We start from the raw sequence: 20,120 nt of genomic DNA, 5'->3' as shown, positions 1-20,120 counted from the left end.
AAAATTAAAGGGTTATTTTTCGGCAATAATATTTTGTAATTCGTTTAGTTCGGCAACTTTTTCTGTTGCACCAGCGTTTTCGTATGCCGAAATCAGGTTTCTGATTACACGGCGGATAATATCGGTATTGCTACATGGCCTGTAATATTCGGGCAGGGCTTCTAAATTAAGCTGGCGCAGAAACTGATCAACATCATGTTTGCCGAAGATGTTACCGCGGTTAAAGGCATTGATGTAAAAAAGCACACCATATTCGCTTCCTTCCTGTTTGCTATCGTCTATATAACCCAAAATAAAGTGTTGCGGCAAATTGATCCCATAAACAGGCAAATCTAATTTCTGTGCCAGGGTAGAATAGATGATGGCCAGCGAAATCTGGTTGCCTTTTTTACTTTCCAGCACCTGGTTTAAATAAGAATTTTGGGGATCGTGGTGATTTTTGGTATTACCCCCAAAACCATATTGTTGATACAAAACGTGATTGATCAGTTTTACTTTTTCAACCGAACTCATTTCGTATTGAAGCCCCAGCCAGATATCTCTTTTAATTTCTTCCAGCTGGTTAATTACCTTTTGCTCATCTAAATCTGGGTATTGGTACCGGTTAATAATTAATGCACCTTGCAATAAATCAAAAGCACCACTTAAATACCATAAGTTTAAATCTTCTTTAACCGTTTTAAACTGGATCTGATGAACAATATTTTCAATCCGCTCCTGCAACAGGCCATCAAAAGACTGTTCCCAGGCATTTTCTAAAAAATGTACTACCTCACCGCCATATTCAAGCAGTTTCTTCTCTACATGATGGAACACTTCCTCGTCAGGATCATCCAACAGTTTTACTAAAGCACTTATCTCTGCGTTATTTTCCATAAAACATACCTACGTTTGCAGTGTTTAATTACTTTTGCAATATTATGCTATTTCAATTTATTACAGATTACCTTAAACACCGTTTAACAGCAAAAAGCCGACATGGAACGCACTCACCATTCGTGTACAAGCTCGCTGATGAGGTAATTTACGATTTTACAGACAAATCTGAATACAAAAACATAGAAGAACAGCGAAAAAAACTTTTTAATGACGATTCGATAATCACGGTTACAGACCTTGGAGCGGGTTCTCACCTCAATAAAAACCGCACAAAGAAAGTAAGTCAGATTGCCAAGAATGCGTTAAAAAGTCCGAGGCTGGCCAAGCTTATTTATCGCCTGGCAAAAAATACACATCCAAAAAGTGCAATCGAATTGGGTACCTGTTTGGGTATTACCACGGCCTATCTGGCTAAGACAGATCCGCAAACCGAAGTAATTACGATAGAGGGTTGTCCGCAAACGGCAGAAGTGGCGAAGAAAAATTTCCAGGAACTTAATTTAGAGAATATCGAACTTCATGTGGGTAATTTTGATTTAATCCTGCCTGATATTATTGCCAAACAGCCCAGTTTAGATTTCGTTTACATTGATGGTAACCACCGCAAAGATGCTACCCTGAATTACTTTAAATGGTGTTTGCCTAAAATTAATGAAGATTCGCTCCTGATTTTTGACGATATTTATTGGAGCGATGGCATGAAAGAAGCCTGGGCAGAAATTAAAAACCATCCTGACGTTACCGTAACCGTCGATTTGTTCTGGATCGGTTTGGTTTACTTTAAAAAAGGGCAGGCCAAGGAACACTTTAAGCTTAAATTTTAAAAAATGAATGTAGAACCCAAGTTAGCAGGTATCCAGAAACGATCAGCCATGTTTATTTTGTTGATTAGCTTATTTTCGGGTATTGCTTTTTATTTGGTTTCGCTTTTTATTGAAATGAGTGTGCTTACGCACATCATGTTGGGTTGGGATGCGTTTTGTTTGATGCTGATTACCCTCCATTGGTACATGTTTTTTCATACCTCTGCTGCTGAAACACACCTGAAGGCCAAAATGCAGGACGAAACCCGTGGCGAAATTTTTGCCATTGTGGTGGTATCTACCTTTGCAGGTTTACTCGCTGTAATTCTGCTGTTAATTAATAAAGATATCGAGCCGCTCGATCTGGTCGTGGCTATTGCAGGCATGTTTTTGTCGTGGTTTTTGGTGCACACTACCTTTAGCATGCGTTATGCGCACCTTTATTATGGCGATAAGAAGAAATCTACTGATAAAAAAGGAGCCGGACTGGAATTTCCTGGTGATGACGAACCCGATTTTATCGATTTTGCTTATTTCTCTTTCGTGCTGGGCATGACTTTCCAGGTTTCGGATGTTGAAATTTCTGATCGAAAGATTAGAAGACTATCACTGCTGCACAGTTTAATCGCCTTTATCTTCAATACGGTTATTGTAGCCTTAACCATTAATGCATTGGCAGGCTTAAGCAAATAAGGATTTCAAATTCCGACTAACTAGAAGAAATCTATCATACCGCTATTTTTTGTCATCCTGAGCGTAGTGAAGGATCTTTAAAATTCAATATTTTAGCCATAGTGGGGCGTGGAAAGATTTATGCTCAACAATTACAACAGTTTTTAGGAAATGAGCAGTTCCGTTTTTGTGGCGGGCATCAGTCCCGCTCCCGCTGCTGCCGGGTTTGGGGTAGCAAGGATGGATGCCTTTTGACCCCATGTCAGAATCCTGACCTTTGGAGTTAGAATTTTAAATCCCATCCGGTAAAAAATATTAGATTAATCACCAAACGTTCCTAGGGAACGAAACGCCAATCGTACAATTGGCTACCCAGGAATCGTCCCGATGGGACGGTCTGCGAATATACGTCCCATCGGGACGGCTCTTGGGTAGAAAAAAAATTATGTTTTTTTTTCGTTCCGTTAGGAACGTTTGGTGTTTTGCACCATGGTGAGAGACCGTTGTTCAATAAACCTGTATTCTATGGTTTATACAAATAAAAAGTTTTTTTTCTGAGAAGCATTACTTTAGATTTATGCAGCAGGCTCCAGGAGGTATGGCGTACCTCTTTTAACAGCAGCAAAAGCTCTGCTCAGTAGCTTATTTTTTATCACATTCAGTACACACATAGCGTTTTTTCCTTCAGCTTTTTTTCGATCATAGTATCGTTTGAATTCGTTATCTTTTTTTATCGTGTTTAGCGCACACATGGTCAGTAACGCCTTTAGTTTTTTATTGGCGAGGTTGCTTACCCGGTTTCTCCCTCGTATACTCGTCCCCGAGCTATGTGGAAATGGGACTATTCCACAATAGCTCGCAAACTTTCTGTAGTCTGAAAATGCAGCGAAGGCTTCAGTATGGATCAGGATAAACATAGCCGTCTGCTTTCCGATCCCATGCACGCTCTGCACAAGGCTGAACTGTTCGTTTAGTTCCTGGTCCTCTGTTATTAAGGCTGCCAACTCGATATCTACCTTTTTTATCCGTTCGGCGTAAAGGGCAAGCATTTCCTGGCTATCGGCTATGCAATAGCCAGCGTTCTCCCTATCAAATCCTTTAAGCTCTGAGCAAGTGCATTTAAAAGAGGTCTGGTGTCTTACCAACTGTTCGCGGTGTGCCAGCAGGTGTTTGAGTTTTGAGCTTGTTGCCGAAGGAAGGAGGTAAGGACGGGCTTTGTGCTGATTTGAAAAAGCATAGCTTGCGATTGCCAGTGCGTCAGCCTTATCAGATTTCCCCCGTTTAAGTCCAATGGAACGCTTAATGTGCAGCCCGTTTTCAACCCATATAGATAAATCATTTGCATGCATAAAGTTGGTTATGGGGCAGATATAAATACCTGTATGCTCGCAACAGAAAAGAACCTTCTTGGGCGCGATACCATGTATGGAAAGCCATTCCAGCATTAGGCCAAAGCCATCATAGCTGTTCTTAAAAACATGGTGAAGGGGTTTGTCGAAACAGGCCTGTGTAACAACAGCAACATCGATGGTTGATTTGGAAATATCTATTCCAACAAATAGTTCATAATTCATAACTTTACGGTTAAGTGAAATGGAAATCCTAAAGTTGAATAAAACTGAATCCCTTAATAGTCCGCTAGACTAAAATTCTATATGGTTCTTGTTCAACTAAAAAGCAGAGGTCTGTTACAGGTTCTAGATCGTAAGTCTGGATCGCAGCATAGTTCACCTCTGCTTTTAAGGTTTCCTTTATCAAATTTAATTCTTTGATAATCTTTCTCAAACCTAAGGGACAGCAGCGGTAGCCCCGATTTTTTTATGAGGGCTATAGCGAATGGCGGGGCTACAGTTGCCAATCACTACAATCTTTTCGTTTGCTAATTAAAAGAAATTTGTATTTTATTTATCTGTAAATCAGTTAATTAATTTTTTAAACTGATTTTTCAGTAATACAACTTGTTTTTTAGTTGTAAAACTGAAAAGTAAGTTATAGATTTGGGTATGGAAGAATTAACTAAAGCAGAAGAGCGTATTATGCAGATTTTATGGAAACTGCAAAAAGCATTTGTGAAAGATATTATTGATGAGCTGGAAGAAGAACCTAAACCACCTTATAATACCATCTCATCAATTGTGAGGCTTTTAGAAAAGAAAGGTTATGTTAATTATAAGGCTTATGGAAAAACCTACGAATACTTTCCGTCGATTACCAAAGATGAATATGCCAAAACTACCTTTTCAAAATTATTTTCAGGTTATTTTGATAATTCTCCAACCAGTCTTTTATCTTTTATGGTAAAAGAAGAAAAACTAAGTGAAAAAGATATAGAAGAAATTAAAAAAATCATTAACCAGGATTCGAAGTCATGATTTTAATTTACTTATTAAAGGTTTCGGCCTGTACCGTAATCTTCTTTGCGGCCTATCAGTTCTTGCTGGCTAAACTCACGTTTTTTAACCTGAACCGTGCTTATTTATTAATGATGCTGGTATTGAGTTTTAGCATCCCGGCAGTGACCATCGAAAATCGCCACGAAGTAACAGTAGCCAGTCAGGAGATTCCCTCAAAAATAGCGTATAGTAATGATGGTTTTGTAGAGCAGGATTTTGCAGATGAAGGCAATGCTACTAACACTAACATAAACTGGAACCAGCTAGTGATGTATGGTTATTGTTTAATTCTGGCCGCCCTTGTTTTTAGAATGCTTTTGATGATGGTACGCATCCAGATTCAATTGCGCAAACATGCGATAGATAGAAATGGAGCTGTAATCTTGGTCGATGGTAAATCAACCATAAAAAACTGCTCTTTTTTTAACCAGATTATTGTCGACGACTCGTTACAGTTGGAAGAGAAGAACCTGGTGATTAAACACGAATCGATCCACGTAAAACAGTGGCATGCTTTCGATAAACTTTTAGTTAACCTCGTAACTGCAGTCCTCTGGTTTAACCCCATTATTTATTTTTGGCGGAATGCCATTGATCATAACCACGAATTTCTGGCCGACCGTGAAACTTCTAAAGTTGCAGATAAGAAGGTTTATGCTTCTTTACTTTTAAATCTGGCTATGCCAGCTAAAAAATTAGCCATTAATAGTTTTAGTAAACTTCCACTAAAAAATAGAATCATGATGTTGTACAAAGAACCAAACGCAAAGCTGCAAAAGCTTGTTTATTTAGGCATTATTCCGGTTTTAATGATTTGCTGCATGGCATTTATAAACCGCAAAGAAATTATTGTTGAGAAAACATTGGATGGGAAACAGGCCTCGGCAGATGCACCGATAAAGCCAAATGTTTATGCCATGAATTACTTAAACAGCACGATTAAGGTTAATCCAAACCCTGCTTTTAATGAAGTAGAACCTATATTGGTTATTGATGCCGGCCATGGTGGGAAAGATGGAGCTGTAAGCGCCCTGGATGGTCAAAAGGAAAAAGACCTGAATCTAAGGGCAGTAAAAATCATTAAAGAAGAAGCAGAAAAAAGAGGGATTAAAGTTGTATTGACGAGAACTTCTGATGAATTTATCTCACTTCGCGATCGTTTGCCTAAACAAGAGGCTATGGCATTTATTTCCATCCATCATAATGCAGCAGTTGCAAATGAAGCAGTGCCTTTCGGTGGTATTGAGGTTTATGTTTCTAAACTGAACAGCAATATTAAAACAGCGGAAGACCTGGGTGCCGGAATTTTAAGCAATTTAAAGCAGCTTAAAGGAATGGAAGTAAGAGATTCGTTAAAAAATGCAAACCTTTTATTACTCCGTGAATCTAAAGTGCCTGCAGTTTTAATCGAGCTTGGCAATATATCCAACAGTAAGACCCTTGATTACATTAATAAGGAGAAAAATATCCGAAAAATCAGCAATCTGATTTTAGATGGCTTTGTTGCCTTTTCGAAACGTGGTTGTTAATTAATGATAGCTATGGAATGGTTAACCTATCTGCTTAAAGTTACCGCCTGTACGGTACTGTTCTTCGGATTTTACCTGGTGGTTTTAAGAAAACTCACTTTCTTTAAGATCAATCGCTTTTATTTGCTGGCTACGCTGTTGCTGAGTTTTATTATTCCGGCTTTACATTTTGAAATTAAACGCGAAATAACAACGGTAGAAACTGAGGCCCCGGTTAATATACCTGAAATAAAACCTGCTGATGAGGCACCAGTGCAGCTTATTCAGCCCATTATGCTGAAGTACCAGCCAGAGGTAAGAACTCAAGTCGACTGGATGCTGCTGATGTATACTGTTTACGGTGCTACGGCTGCACTTTTATTGTTGGTTTGCCTATGGCGGCTGTTTGGTTTGCTTAAACACACCGGTAGTTACACCCAAAATTACGACGGATTAAAGCTAATAAGCAAAACACAAGGTTTTACCAACTGCTCCTTTTTTAACTATGTTTTTATAAATGATGAGGATTTAAGTGCTGCTGATCTATCAGTTTTGCTGAAACACGAGCAGGTTCATGCCAGGCAATACCATTCTATAGATAAGCTAGTGCTCATGGTTTTTAAAGCTGTTTTATGGTTTAACCCTGTGGTTTACCTATACGATAAAGCTTTAGAGCAGGTACATGAATATGAGGCAGATGAAGTCACCTCAACAGGTTATGGCAGTAGGGCATATGCCAATCTTTTACTAAAACTGGCCATAACCAAGAGCGAGATGCCATTGATCCACAATTTTGTTAAAAGCCCGATTAAGGACCGTATTAAAATGTTGTTTAACCAAAAATCAACGAACATGAAAAAGTTAGTGTATGTATTGGCATTGCCGATATTATTGGGACTGGTGTATAGTTTTACAGTAGCATATGTTGATGTTGCCCCTACGGTACAAACCGAGATTAAAACATTGCAAACCGATTCTTTACTTGGAAAACCGATAGAAGGCGTGGTGATTGAATTTGGTAAGAAAAGGAACCATAAAACATTTGGCTTAAAAACGGCAACTGGTACTTATTCAATAGAATATAACAATGTTAACAATAAACTTAAAATAGGCGACAAAATAGTTGTACTAATTAGCGCAAGTATATTGCCGCCTGCACCAATTGGAGAGCCCAACCGATTTAAAGATGTCGACATTACTTACGTGCCACAAACCATAAAGGATTTAAAGGGCAATTTGATTTACGAGTATAAACCTGAAAAATATGCTTTTCTGTATGAAGCCAATAAGGCCCGTTTTGCCACCTCTAAAATTAAGTCGATAAAAAAAGGTGCGAATAATAAACTTGAAAAAATTGTTTTAAATGATGGCCTTTTTACTATCAATTTAAATCTTACCGCTCAAAATATAAAAGATGACAATTTTAAAAGGGGCGATAAGGTACTGGTGAAATTTATTGGCGAAAAGTTGGTTTCAAAGAATACCTATACGACTGATAAGCTGATCATTTTGTATTCTGAGCCTAAAAAATATATAATTAAAAATGAGGCGCTCTATGACCGTTTTTATCATCAGGATGGGAAGCAAAAGATTGCTGTTTTGAAATCGAATGATTATGCTGCGTTAGTGCCAAAAATTATTTCTTTCAGGACGCTTCGTGGAGATGTTAAAGGAAATATATCTTATTTCTCATTTGCTGACTTAATAATCGGGAATAGTAAGTTGATCGCGGAAGAATTAATTTGGGATAAAGAAAAAGGTTTAATAACTGCAAAAAAGGCAAGATTAGATGATAAAATGGGGGATGGATTCATTTCTGCACAAATTGTTCTGGACCTTAATAAATCAAAATCAAAAGATTTTTCTTCTAGCGGAAATGCAAAATATCTAATTACTTACATTGAGGATGGTCCGGCAAAAGGGAGTTTACTAGGGACTATAAAATATGGCGCTATAGATTCAGTTAAAACATCTAAAGATCAAAAACTAATAAATCTGTATGGAAGGGCTAGAGTTTATAATGATGATTTAATGTTAGAAGCGGATAAAATTATTTTTAATAAGCAAAACGGTGATGCAAAAGCTATAAATGGCTCACTATTAACCAAGTCTCGTGCTGGCGTCAAAAGATTTGATAGTCTACATGTAAAGTTTGATATTCAAGATAAAAAGAACTGAAGATCTGTCTTTTAGGAAAAGTAATTGGAGCATTTGGAATTGTAGGTCCTTCACTGCGCCCAAAATGGCAAAAAGCAGAGTATATATTCCGTTATCCCTTTTCCATTATACATCTTACATCCTTTAAAACGCTTCTGCTAAACTGATATAAAATCCCGATTGGCGTTTTTCGTTTGGCAGTTTTTCGCCAATGCCGTAATCTACCCGCACACTTAAACCTTTTGCCGGATCGAAAAAGTAGCGCCCTCCAAGGCCAAAGTTTGGTTTTAATCCATCGGCATTAAACTGGCCGTTTGCAAATACCTTACCGGTACCCGCAAAAGCTACAATACCAAAACGGTTCATAAAACGGTAACGGATTTCGGCTTGTGTGGCCATCAGGTTTTCATCACGGTAGCGACCGCTGTAATAACCGCGCATCATTTGGTCGTTGCCTAACTGTTGTAAAAGGTAAAATGTCGTAGCTTTACTTTGTATGGTGTAAAAAATACCCTGTACCCCTAAAACTACTTTTGGCGCCAGACTGAAGAAACCGCGAAGATCTAGCTTCATCTGTGAGCCGGTAAAACTATCGCCACCAAAAAAATCGGGTGCATACTGGTAGGTTGCCCTGCCAAAAAAACCCTTTGTTGGGTAATTGTTGCTGTTACGTGTGTCGTAACTCTGCGATGCACCTATCCACGCTACTGAGCCTCCATCTTTATCTAAAATTTGTGGATTCGTTGTATAAATGCCACCAATTTCCTTATCTATAAAGCGGTAATTCTCGAAACCCAATGATACTCCTGTATATGCTTTGGGTAAAGTGTTCATCTCGGCATCGAACAGCGTTTTAAAAACCCGTTGGTCTAATTTATCTTCATCTGCTTTTTGTGCCTTATTGCCAATGCCGTAAAAATTGAAAGGCTGATTTTTAAAACGGACATCGCCGATAAAATGGTATTTATTCCCTTTGGTCCAGGAATCGCCCTTAAGCATAAAATTGGCAGTTTTTTTTGTAGAATAGGTCGTGTTCAAAGCGAAATTCGAACTCCTGTTCAAAGTATCTTTTCTATCGACATAAAAGGAGTAAATCGCGCCAAGCCCAAATTCAAAACCGGTTTCCTGACTATAGCCGAAGGCGGGTAAAGGTAAAAAGCTGGCTTTGCGGGTGGTATCTTTTTCGTTCGAGAGCATCTTTTTAATCAATTTCATCTGCGCCATACCAGGCAGCGTAATTGTTAAAAGGAAAAAGAAAATGTAGATTCTTTTCATGGCGCAAAGAAAAGGAATTTTAAATTATGGTTTAACAATTGTCTGATTAAATTAATTTTATAAATTGAAAACAAAAGTAAAACGCTCTAAATAACGATGTATAAATTCGCGCTCCTAGTATTGGTATTCTGTTTTGGCAATTTTGTGACTATGGCTCAGAATAATTTTGCCATTAGTGGGGTAATTAAAGCTAAGGATGGAAAACCCATTGAGGCTGCTACTGTGTTTATAGCCGATTCGAAAAGTATTACCTTAACGGATGAGAAAGGAGCGTATTTTATTGGTGGATTGGCGAGTGGTAATTACGAATTAGTCGTAAAAATGATTGGTTATGTTTCTGAGAAAAGAAATATGAGCATTAATGGCAAATCGTTGGTGCTGGATATAAAATTAGCAGATGCAGTTGTAGAATTAAATAGTGTAACCATAAAATTTGACAAGAAAAGAGAAGAATATTTAAGGATATTTAGAGATGCCTTTTTAGGAACGTCGCCAAATGCAGCCAGTTGTGAAATAGAGAATACAGATGTTTTAAAGTTTAAATCTAAAACTGATTATTTAAATGCCACATCCAGCGATTTTTTAATCATTACAAATCATATGCTTGGTTATCGGATAAAATATCTGCTAAAGGACTTTACTTTTACCAGGGCTAGCCGTTTGACCAGTTTTGATGGTGATTGTGTTTTTGAAGAACTAACAGGTAATCAGGAGGAGCGAAGCGAGTGGATGGAGAACCGGAAAGTTGCTTACTTTGGTTCTTTTATGCATTATTTAAGAACTGTGTTTGCAAACAATGCAGAGCAAAATGGTTTTTTACCTATGCCGCTATAAATGAAACGGGACCGATGAAAATAAGTACTCAACCTACAAATCCCAGTATGTTTACGAGTGTAGTAGATAGTAATTTTATAAAACTTGAACTCCCCAGATCGGTGTATGTGTTGTATAATCATAAAATTGCTACGCGTTTGGATTATAATGCTGGATCACTTTTACGCCCTTACCTTAAGCATACACTGGTTGATAGCAAAGGTAGTTATGTAGATTATAAAAGTTTTTACGTGCGTGATTTTTGGGGCGGCAAAAGAATAGGGGATAGGTTGCCATTTGAATACCAGCCTTAATAATAGGTAAATGAGATTAGCTTAATTTCCACGAAAGATCCTGAAACAAGTTCAGGATGACGAAGCACGAGGGGAATTGGTTAACTGTTAATTAATAACTGTCAATTGCCAACTATTTCCATGAAAGATCCTGAAACAAGTTCAGGATGACGAATCGCGGTGTGAATTGGTTAATTGTTAATTGCCAACTATTTCCATAAAAGATCCTGAAACAAGTTCAGGATGACGAAGCACGAGAGGAATTGGTTAACTGTTAATTAATAACTGTCAATTGCCAACTATTTCCATGAAAGATCTTGAAACAAGTTCAGGATAACGAATCGCGGGGCAATCAGTTAATTGTTTATTGATAACTGTTAATTGCCAACTATTTCCATTAAAGATCCTGAAACAAGTTCAGGATGACGAACCACGAGGGGGAATCGGATAATTGTTTATTGATAACTGTTAATTGCCAACTATTTCAATAAAAGATCCTGAAACAAGTTCAGGATGACGAACCATGAGGGGAATCGGTTAACTGTTTATTGATAACTGTTAATTGCAAACTGTACTATTTCTGCTGCCCGTTGACACCTAAACCGGATTGAAGGGGAAAGCCCACAGGCGAGGTACGAGCCGAGGACTTTTACCGAAAAGCCGGACTGACGTTAAAAGGATTGCTGCAATTGCTTTTCAAATAAAGGATACTAGCTTAATTTTCATAGAGATCCTGAAACAAGTTCAGGATGACGAACCACGAGGGGAGAATTGGTTAATTGTTTATTGATAACCATTAATTGCCAACTATTTCCATTAAAGATCCTGAAACAAGTTCAGGATGACGAATCGGGGAGGGAATCAGTTAATTGTTTATTGATAACTGTTAATTGCAAACTATTTCCATTAAAGATCCTGAAACAAGTTTAGGATGACGAACCGGGAGGGAATGATCAGATAATTTTATGTAAGTTAATTGGCGCCATGCCCTAATCGCCATGCGCCAAACGCGATGCTCCAAGCGCTAAACGCTTTTACGTTTTAACCTTTCGGCCTAAATACCTATTTTTGCGGCAAACAATACAAAACGAAATGAGCAATACAAGAGGACCAATATCTCAGTTTATGGAGCGTAATTACCTCCATTTTAATGCTGCGGCAATGATGGATGCGGCTAAAGGATACGAAACGCATTTAGACGAAGGTGGTAAAATGATGATCACACTTGCTGGTGCAATGAGTACTGCAGAATTGGGAATTTCACTTGCAGAGATGATTCGCCAGGATAAAGTGGCGATTATTTCTTGTACGGGTGCGAACCTTGAAGAAGATATTATGAACCTGGTAGCACATTCACATTATAAACGTGTACCAAACTACCGCGATTTAAGTCCGCAGGACGAGTGGGATCTTTTAGAGAACCATTACAACCGTGTTACCGATACCTGTATCCCGGAAGAAGAGGCTTTCCGTCGTTTACAGAAACACATTCATAAAATATGGAAAGATGCAGATACGGCCGGTGAAAGATATTTTCCGCATGAGTTCATGTACAAAATGCTTTTAAGTGGCGATTTAGAGCAATATTATGAAATAGACCCTAAAAACTCGTGGATGCTTGCTGCGGCAGAAAAGAATTTGCCAATTGTAGTACCGGGATGGGAAGATTCTACTATGGGTAACATTTTTGCCTCATATGTGATGAAAGGTGAATTGAAAGCAACTACAATGAAAAGCGGTATTGAATATATGGGCTGGTTAGCCGACTGGTATATTGCAAACAGTGGTGGCAAAGGAATTGGTTTCTTCCAGATTGGTGGTGGTATAGCCGGCGATTTTCCTATTTGTGTAGTGCCAATGCTTTATCAGGATATGGAAATGGAAAATATTCCTTTCTGGAGTTATTTCTGCCAGATCTCGGATTCGACTACTTCTTATGGCTCATATTCTGGTGCTGTACCGAACGAAAAGATTACCTGGGGTAAATTAGATATTCACACCCCTAAGTTTATTGTAGAAAGTGATGCAACAATTGTAGCACCATTAATGTTTGCCTGGATATTAAAACAATAATCAGAAAAAATAAATAAACCAAATTGGTTTCTAGTATGCCCATTCGAGATAACATATCGAAAATGGGCATTTTTATTGCCTGAATGGCCTGAAACGACATTTGTTTAGAATGATTATAAATTGTATTTCCAGTCACTATTATGTCATGGGATTTATTAATAAGTTATACTTTTGTTCAAGTTTTGGTGGGGCTACCCCTAGTTCAGCATCAATTTCACAACAAAAAGTAAATTAAATAAGTATAAAGTGTTCATTATGAGAGATATCTCGATGATTTTAAAAAGCGTTTGGAAGTCGTTATTCGTATTTTCAGCAATTTCCGTAATAGCGGTTTCTACCGTAAGTGCGCAGGATGCTAAAGAGGGAAGAGCGCTTTTCAAAGCAAAATGTTCTTCGTGCCATGCGTTAGATGCTAAATTGGTTGGTCCGGCCTTAACTGGTGTAAGCGATCGTCATGATGAAGCATGGCTTTTGAAATGGATCCCTAACAGTGCTGCATTAATCGCTTCTGGCGATGCTGCTGCTGTTAAAGTTTTTAATGAGAACAATAAGGTGGCGATGACTTCTTTTCCTGAATTGGATGAGACTAAAATCAAAGACATCTTACAATACATTAAAGAAGGTGAGCCAAAAGCAGCTACTCCAGCAGGTGGTGTTGCAGTAAAAGACGAATCTACTTCAGGTTTATCAATTGCAGGTATCGTTGCTATCGTAGTATTGGCAATTGTGATTTTAGTAATCTTAGGTCGTGCTTCTAAATTGTTAGAGCGCCTGATTTTACAAAAACAAGGTATCGAGATTGAGGAAGATGTGCCATTAAAGGTTGGTGTGCGCAAGATGTTCAAAAACAAGAAATTTGTGATGTTCTTTATCTTGTGTTTAATCATCTGTTTAGGTTCGTTCGGTTGGATGGGCATGTGGAATACGGGTGTTCATACCGGTTACCAGCCAGTACAGCCAATTAAATTCTCTCACGAGTTGCACGCGGGTATCAATCAGATCGATTGTCAGTATTGCCACAACGGTGCATTTAAATCTAAAAATGCAACTATCCCATCATTAAACGTTTGTATGAACTGCCACAAAGCGGTTCAGGCAAGAGATAAATATGATGGTGAGATTTCTCCTGAGATCAAAAAAATCTATAATGCTTTAGGTTACGATCCTGAAACACAGAAATACGATGAAAGTAAAGCTAAACCAATGGAGTGGGTACGTGTACACAACCTTCCTGATTTTGCTTACTTCAATCACTCTCAACACGTAGTTGTTGCAGAAGATGCAATCCGTAAAGCAAAAGGATTACAACCAACAGAACCTGTATGTTTCGCTTGTCACGGTCCGGTTAATACCATGGAAGAAATTTATCAATATTCTCCATTAACCATGAAATGGTGTATTAACTGCCATAAGGAAACAGATATTTCTGGTCAGAAAAATAATGCTTTCTACGCTAAGGTTATCGAAGCGCACGAAAAGATTAAAAAAGGCGAGAAAATTACACCAGCGTTATTGGGTGGTTTAGAGTGTGGTAAATGCCACTATTAATAGATAGAGTTTAGTAAGAACGTTCGAATAAACAGTAATATAGCTTAAATGGAAAGCAACAAAAAATACTGGAAAGGCTTAGAGGAGTATAACAATACACCCGATTTTGTTAAGAATAACAAAAACGAATTCGCCGAGCCACTTCCAATAGAAGATGTTTTAAATGAAGCAGGGTTAAGTACCGTTACCCCACGCCGCGACTTTTTAAAGGCGTTAGGTTTTGGTTTAGGTGCAGTAACTTTGGCAGCCTGTCAAACTGCCCCTGTTCATAAATCTATTCCTTACCTGGTAAAACCTGAAGAGGTTACTCCGGGTATTCCTAACTATTATACTTCGAGCTTTAATGGCCAGAGTATTTTAGTTAAAACAAGAGAGGGACGCCCGATTAAAATTGAACCAAATCCAAATGCGGGTCAATTTAACTGTGGTACAGATGCGAGAGCCCAAGCTTCGGTTTTAGATTTATATGATGTATCTAAACTAAAAGCACCAGCTTTAGTAAAAGACGGAAAAGTGGAAGAAACCACCTGGGCAAAAATCGACAGCTTTGTAAAAGGCGAGTTGGCAAAAGCACAGGCAGGTGGAAAGAAAATCCGTATTGTATCATCAACAGTAAACAGCCCATCAACTAATGCGGTTATTGCACAGTTTATTGCAAAATATCCTGCTGCTAAATTGGTTCAGTACGATGCGGTTTCTTATACTGGTATTATCCAGGCCAACCAAAACAGTTTTGGTAAAGCCGTTTTACCAAAATACAACTTTGATAAAGCCGATTTAATTGTAAGTTTCAGTGCCGATTTCTTAGGTACCTGGATTAGCGGAGAAGAGTTTACCGCTCAATATACCGCTAACCGTAACTACAAATCGTTAGAAAATAAAAAAATGAGCCGCCACATTCAGTTCGAAAGTGGAATGAGCTTAACAGGTACCAATGCAGATACCCGTGTTCCGGTTAAATTATCGGAAGAAGGACCTGCTTTAATTGCTTTATACAATGCCATTACCGGTAGCGCTTTACCTGGTGGAACATTAGGTAATAACACCACTGCCGATAAAGTAATTAAACTGGTAGCGAAAGAATTGGTACAAGCTAAAGGTAAAGGCCTTGTAGTTTGTGGTTCGAACGATGTTTCTACGCAGATTTTAGTAAATGCCATTAACGCCGCTATCGGAAGTTATGGCACTACGATCGATTTAGATAACCCTTGTTATTTATATGCAGGTAACGATGCCGAATTTAATGGCTTAGTTGCTGAAATGAGCCGTGGCGAAGTTGGTGCTGTTTTATTCTTAAACAGTAACCCGGTTTACGATGCAGCAAATGCAAAAGCGTTTACTGATGCATTGGCTAAGGTTCCGGCTAAAATTTCATTCTCTGATCGTGCTGATGAAACTGCAACTGCTTGTGATGCCATTGCAATTAACCATAACTATTTAGAATCGTGGGGTGATGCAAATGCTTACGAAGGATATTATTCTATCGTTCAGCCAACCATCAACCCGGTTTTCAATAGCCGCCAGGCTGAAGAGAGTTTATTAACCTGGGCTGATGCTCCGGTTAAAGATTACTATCAGTTTGTACGCAGCAACTGGGAAGCTAAAATGTTACCAGCTGTTGGTTTGAAATGGGAAGAAGTTTTAGAAAAAGGAGTGGTTACGGCAACAGCAAAAACTGCCGGAGCTTATTCATTCACACAATCTTTAGCGCAAGTTGCTACTTCAATTGTTAGCAGCAGCAAAGCTTTAGATAAAGATATTCAGTTACAGGTTTACGAAAACATCCCGATGCGTGATGGTAAAAATGCAAACAATGCATTCTTACAGGAATTACCTGATCCGGTTTCTAAAGTAACCTGGGATAACTATGTTGCCCTTGCACCAAAATTTGCTGAGAAATTAAAGGTTAAAGAATTTGATGTGGTAACGGTGAAAGCCAGCAACGGATATTCAGTAGACCTTCCGGTATTGATTCAGCCAGGACAAGCACAACAAACTGCATCTATTGCATTAGGTTATGGCCGTACCAAAGTGGGTAAAGCCGGTAACGATGTGGGTAAAAATGCTTTCCCTTTTGTTTCTTTTATAAATGGAACCTTCCAATATGCCACTACAGTAACCATTACCCCAACAGGCGGTTACTATGAGTTAGCTCAAACACAAACTCACCACTCTTTCGAAGGTCGTGCAGTGATTAAAGAAGCTACTTTTAAAGAGTACTTAAAAAATCCTGGTGCGGGCAACGAAAAAGGCGAGCATAAAGATTACGATCTTTGGGATCAATACGAAAAACCAGGTAACAACTGGGTTATGGCAATCGATTTGAATGCCTGTACAGGTTGTGGTTCTTGTATTGTTGCTTGTAACGTTGAAAATAACATTCCTGTTGTAGGCCGTGATGAGGTTCGCCGTCGTCGTGAAATGCACTGGATCCGTATCGATCGTTATTACAGCTACGAAACTAAAGACGGTGACGTAACCAGAGAAAAAGAAATTGCTAAGTTAGAAGACTTAGATCACGTTTCTGTGGTTCACCAGCCAATGTTATGTCAGCACTGTGATCACGCACCTTGCGAAACCGTTTGTCCGGTATTGGCAACGGTACACTCAAGTGATGGTTTAAACCACATGGCTTATAACCGTTGCGTAGGTACACGTTACTGTGCAAATAACTGTCCGTACAAAGTACGTCGTTTCAACTGGTTTAACTACTGGAACGATTCACGTTTCGATAACTATTTAAATAACGAGTTTACCCAATTAGTTTTAAACCCTGATGTAACTACACGTTCGAGAGGGGTAATGGAAAAATGCTCTATGTGTATTCAACGTATACAAGGTGGCAAATTACAAGCTAAACTGGAGAAACGTCCATTAAAAGATGGCGATATTAAAATGGCTTGTCAGGAAGCTTGTTCAGCAAATGCGATTGTATTTGGTGATGCAAACGATCCAAATTCAGAGGTTTCAAAAGCATTACGTTCTGAGCGTATTTACTACGTATTGGAAGAGATCAATGTGAAACCGGGTATCGGCTACATGACAAAAATTAGAAATACAGATACAACAGTACAAGCGTAAGCTTTAGTATAAAGAAAATACAAATTATGTCAGGACATAACGAATCAATACTTAGAGAACCATTAATTACCGGAGATAACATCACGTATGCAAAAATTACGGATGATATTTTAAGCCCGGTAGAGAACAAGCCGAACAAGGCTTGGTGGATTGGTTTCATCGTTGCCTCATTAGGTGCTTTACTTTGGGTAGTAGCAGTAAGCTACACTTTCTGGAATGGTATCGGTGCATGGGGTTTAAATAAAACAGTTGGTTGGGCTTGGGATATCACCGGTTTCGTATGGTGGGTAGGTATCGGTCACGCTGGAACACTAATTTCAGCAGTACTATTACTCTTCCGTCAGAACTGGCGTAACTCCATCAACCGTTCGGCAGAGGCGATGACCATTTTCGCCGTAATCTGTGCCGCAACTTACGTTGTATCGCACATGGGCCGTCCTTGGTTAGCTTATTGGGTTTTACCTTTACCGAATCAGTTCGGATCACTTTGGGTAAACTTTAACTCACCATTGGTGTGGGATATGTTTGCGATCTCGACTTACTTCTCTGTATCATTATTATTCTGGTACACAGGTTTATTACCAGATATCGCTACCATCCGCGACCGTGCAGTGGGTACACGTAGAAAAATCTATTCTATCTTCTCTTTTGGATGGAGTGGAAGTGTTAAAACCTGGCAACGTTTCGAAGCGGTGTCTTTAATCTTAGCAGGTATCTCTACACCACTTGTACTTTCGGTACACACCATTGTATCAATGGACTTTGCAACATCGGTAATTCCGGGATGGCACACCACCATCTTCCCTCCATACTTCGTGGCAGGGGCGATCTTCTCAGGATTTGCGATGGTATTAACCTTATTATTGGTTGCACGTAAAGTATTGGGCTTAGAAAACTACATCACCATGTTCCACATCGAGTCGATGAATAAAATCATCATCTTAACCGGATCAATCGTAGGTGTGGCTTATTTAACTGAGTTCTTCATCGCATGGTATTCAGGTTCGGAATACGAGCAGTATGCATTTATCAACAGGTCTACTGGTCCTTACTGGTGGTCGTACTGGATGATGATGACCTGTAACGTAATCTCTCCGCAGTTGTTATGGTTCAAAAAGATCCGTTTAAGCATTAAAGCGACCTGGATTTTATCAATCGTAGTAAACGTGGGTATGTGGTTCGAGCGTTTCGTAATTATCGTTACTTCATTACACCGTGATTATATTCCGTCAAGTTGGGCAATGTTTTATCCAACATGGGTTGATATCAGTGTATTCGTAGGTTCAATCGGTTTGTTCTTTACTTTATTCTTATTATTCTTAAGAGTATTGCCATCAATCGCTATAGCAGAGGTTAAATTATTATTAAAAACTGCAAGTGAGCAAGCTAAAATGAAACAGATTAAAGAAGGGCATGAGAATAAAGAATACGTTGCAGAATACGTAGAGTCTTTAGAGAAATTTGATAGTGTTAAACAAGAAGATTACGCAAAAATATAACAATGAGTGATATCAAATATATTTTAGGCAGCTTTGGCGATCCTGACGAAATGATGCACGGCATCGAAAAGCTTCAGGAAAATAACATCAGCATTCATGATGTATATACACCGATGCCTATACACGGAATAGAAGCCAAATTAGGAATTAAAAGATCTAGAATCGATATCGCAGCATTTTGCTTTGGTATTACCGGTACTTGCTGTGCGTTCGCTTTGATTTATTTCTGCGCAGTAATCGATTGGAGAGTAAACATAGGTGGTAAACCATCATTCGCATTGCCGGATTTTATTCCGATAATGTTCGAGCTTACAGTATTATTCTGTGCTTTCGGTATGGTGTTAACTTATTATGCATCTACTCACTTATTCCCAGGAAGAGCACCAAGAGTGATGGATTTACGTGCTACTGATGATCGTTTTGTTATTGCAGTTGATGCAAAAGACAATGTGGAACATACTGTAATTGATGGATTATTAAAAGATGCAGGTGCTTTAGAAATAAAGTATAATGAAAGAAAGTACATTAGCTATGAATAAGAATAAATTTGTTTACACGGCGTTTTTAGCTATCGCTTTTGCAGCTACCTTTTCTGCTTGTAAAGATAAACGCAGTACTGGCTTAGAATATGCCAGAAACATGTATGATCCGATTGCTTACAATCCGGATCAGCCAAACAAAAATTTTAAAGATGGTAAAACAGCCCAGTTGCCACCTGCACATACTAAACCAGTAGGTTTTACTGAATATGATGAGTATCCTAATACAAAAGAAGGATACGAAGCAGCAGGTGTGAGCATGGTTAACCCTTTACCAGTAGATACTGTTAATTTAGCTCAGGGTAAACATTTATTTACCGTTTTCTGTAGCCCTTGCCATGGTGAAAAAGGCGATGGACAAGGACACTTAGTTAAAATTGAGAAATTTAGTGGTGTACCTGCTTATCAAACAGGCGCATCATCTAGAGGTGGTAATATGGTTGATCTTACCGCAGGTAAAATTTACCACACCATTACTTACGGTGTAAATAACATGGGCTCGCATGCTTCGCAAATCTCACCAACAGATCGTTGGAAAGTGGTGATGTATGTTCAACAATTACAAAAAGGACAATAGTAAAGCAAAT

The 20,120-nt window shown here is 38.7% G+C and carries 16 protein-coding genes; 13 read left to right on the top strand and 3 right to left on the bottom strand.

Annotation, left to right across the window (positions count from 1 at the left end; all coding sequences use genetic code 11):
* Nucleotides 1-12: 12 nt before the first annotated feature.
* Entirely contained in the window at nt 13-876 is an 864-nt protein-coding gene (locus CA265_17905; GenBank protein ARS41426.1) for a hypothetical protein, read from the bottom strand.
* A 44-nt stretch (nt 877-920) separates the two neighbouring features.
* Between CA265_17905 and CA265_17900 the strand changes: the two genes are divergently transcribed.
* A complete protein-coding gene (locus tag CA265_17900; protein ID ARS41425.1) occupies nt 921-1,703 on the top strand; it encodes an SAM-dependent methyltransferase in 783 nt (260 codons plus the stop codon).
* Between the two features lie 3 nt (nt 1,704-1,706).
* Nucleotides 1,707-2,375 (top strand): hypothetical protein, encoded by a 669-nt coding sequence (locus tag CA265_17895; protein ID ARS41424.1) that lies wholly within the window; start codon nt 1,707-1,709, stop codon nt 2,373-2,375.
* Between the two features lie 554 nt (nt 2,376-2,929).
* Here the strand turns inward: CA265_17895 and CA265_17890 are convergent.
* Nucleotides 2,930-3,928, bottom strand: coding sequence for a hypothetical protein (locus CA265_17890; protein ID ARS41423.1), 999 nt, complete (start codon nt 3,926-3,928; stop codon nt 2,930-2,932).
* A 429-nt stretch (nt 3,929-4,357) separates the two neighbouring features.
* Between CA265_17890 and CA265_17885 the strand changes: the two genes are divergently transcribed.
* From CA265_17885 to CA265_17875, 3 genes are read left to right on the top strand one after another with little or no spacing between them, the layout of a single operon-like run.
* Complete coding sequence (locus CA265_17885; GenBank protein ARS41422.1) at nt 4,358-4,726, top strand: CopY family transcriptional repressor; 369 nt, start codon at nt 4,358-4,360, stop codon at nt 4,724-4,726.
* Nucleotides 4,723-6,276, top strand: coding sequence for a hypothetical protein (locus CA265_17880; GenBank protein ARS41421.1), 1,554 nt, complete (start codon nt 4,723-4,725; stop codon nt 6,274-6,276). The genes CA265_17885 and CA265_17880 overlap by 4 nt, the downstream gene beginning before the upstream one ends.
* A gap of 3 nt (nt 6,277-6,279) precedes the next feature.
* A complete protein-coding gene (locus CA265_17875; protein ID ARS41420.1) occupies nt 6,280-8,433 on the top strand; it encodes a hypothetical protein in 2,154 nt (717 codons plus the stop codon).
* Nucleotides 8,434-8,556: 123 nt separating this feature from the next.
* Here the strand turns inward: CA265_17875 and CA265_17870 are convergent, their stop codons facing one another.
* Complete coding sequence (locus tag CA265_17870) at nt 8,557-9,687, bottom strand: polymerase (protein ARS41419.1); 1,131 nt, start codon at nt 9,685-9,687, stop codon at nt 8,557-8,559.
* Nucleotides 9,688-9,783: 96 nt separating this feature from the next.
* Between CA265_17870 and CA265_17865 the strand changes: the two genes are divergently transcribed.
* The 8 genes from CA265_17865 (at nt 9,784) to CA265_17830 (ending at nt 20,110) form a co-directional block, all read left to right on the top strand.
* On the top strand, nt 9,784-10,521 hold the full coding sequence (locus tag CA265_17865; protein ID ARS41418.1) for a hypothetical protein: 738 nt from the start codon (nt 9,784-9,786) through the stop codon (nt 10,519-10,521).
* A gap of 14 nt (nt 10,522-10,535) precedes the next feature.
* The gene (locus CA265_17860; protein ARS41417.1) at nt 10,536-10,814 is read left to right on the top strand and encodes a hypothetical protein; all 279 of its coding nucleotides are present in this window, start codon (nt 10,536-10,538) and stop codon (nt 10,812-10,814) included.
* Nucleotides 10,815-11,885: 1,071 nt separating this feature from the next.
* Complete coding sequence (locus tag CA265_17855; protein ARS41416.1) at nt 11,886-12,866, top strand: deoxyhypusine synthase; 981 nt, start codon at nt 11,886-11,888, stop codon at nt 12,864-12,866.
* Between the two features lie 255 nt (nt 12,867-13,121).
* Complete coding sequence (locus tag CA265_17850) at nt 13,122-14,414, top strand: cytochrome C (protein ID ARS41415.1); 1,293 nt, start codon at nt 13,122-13,124, stop codon at nt 14,412-14,414.
* A 48-nt stretch (nt 14,415-14,462) separates the two neighbouring features.
* A complete protein-coding gene (locus CA265_17845; GenBank protein ID ARS41414.1) occupies nt 14,463-17,495 on the top strand; it encodes a molybdopterin oxidoreductase in 3,033 nt (1,010 codons plus the stop codon).
* Nucleotides 17,496-17,521: 26 nt separating this feature from the next.
* Nucleotides 17,522-18,994 (top strand): hydrogenase, encoded by a 1,473-nt coding sequence (locus tag CA265_17840; GenBank protein ARS41413.1) that lies wholly within the window; start codon nt 17,522-17,524, stop codon nt 18,992-18,994.
* Between the two features lie 2 nt (nt 18,995-18,996).
* Entirely contained in the window at nt 18,997-19,533 is a 537-nt protein-coding gene (locus tag CA265_17835; GenBank protein ID ARS41412.1) for a quinol:cytochrome C oxidoreductase, read from the top strand.
* Nucleotides 19,505-20,110: a cytochrome C gene (locus CA265_17830; protein ARS41411.1), complete on the top strand. Its 606-nt coding sequence runs from the start codon at nt 19,505-19,507 to the stop codon at nt 20,108-20,110. The genes CA265_17835 and CA265_17830 overlap by 29 nt, the downstream gene beginning before the upstream one ends.
* Nucleotides 20,111-20,120: the final 10 nt, after the last annotated feature.

This window comes from Sphingobacteriaceae bacterium GW460-11-11-14-LB5, from assembly GCA_002151545.1.
In the GTDB taxonomy this organism is placed as follows: domain Bacteria; phylum Bacteroidota; class Bacteroidia; order Sphingobacteriales; family Sphingobacteriaceae; genus Pedobacter.
Note: the sequence above shows the minus strand (reverse complement) of the source record. Positions and strands in the feature narration are given on the sequence as shown.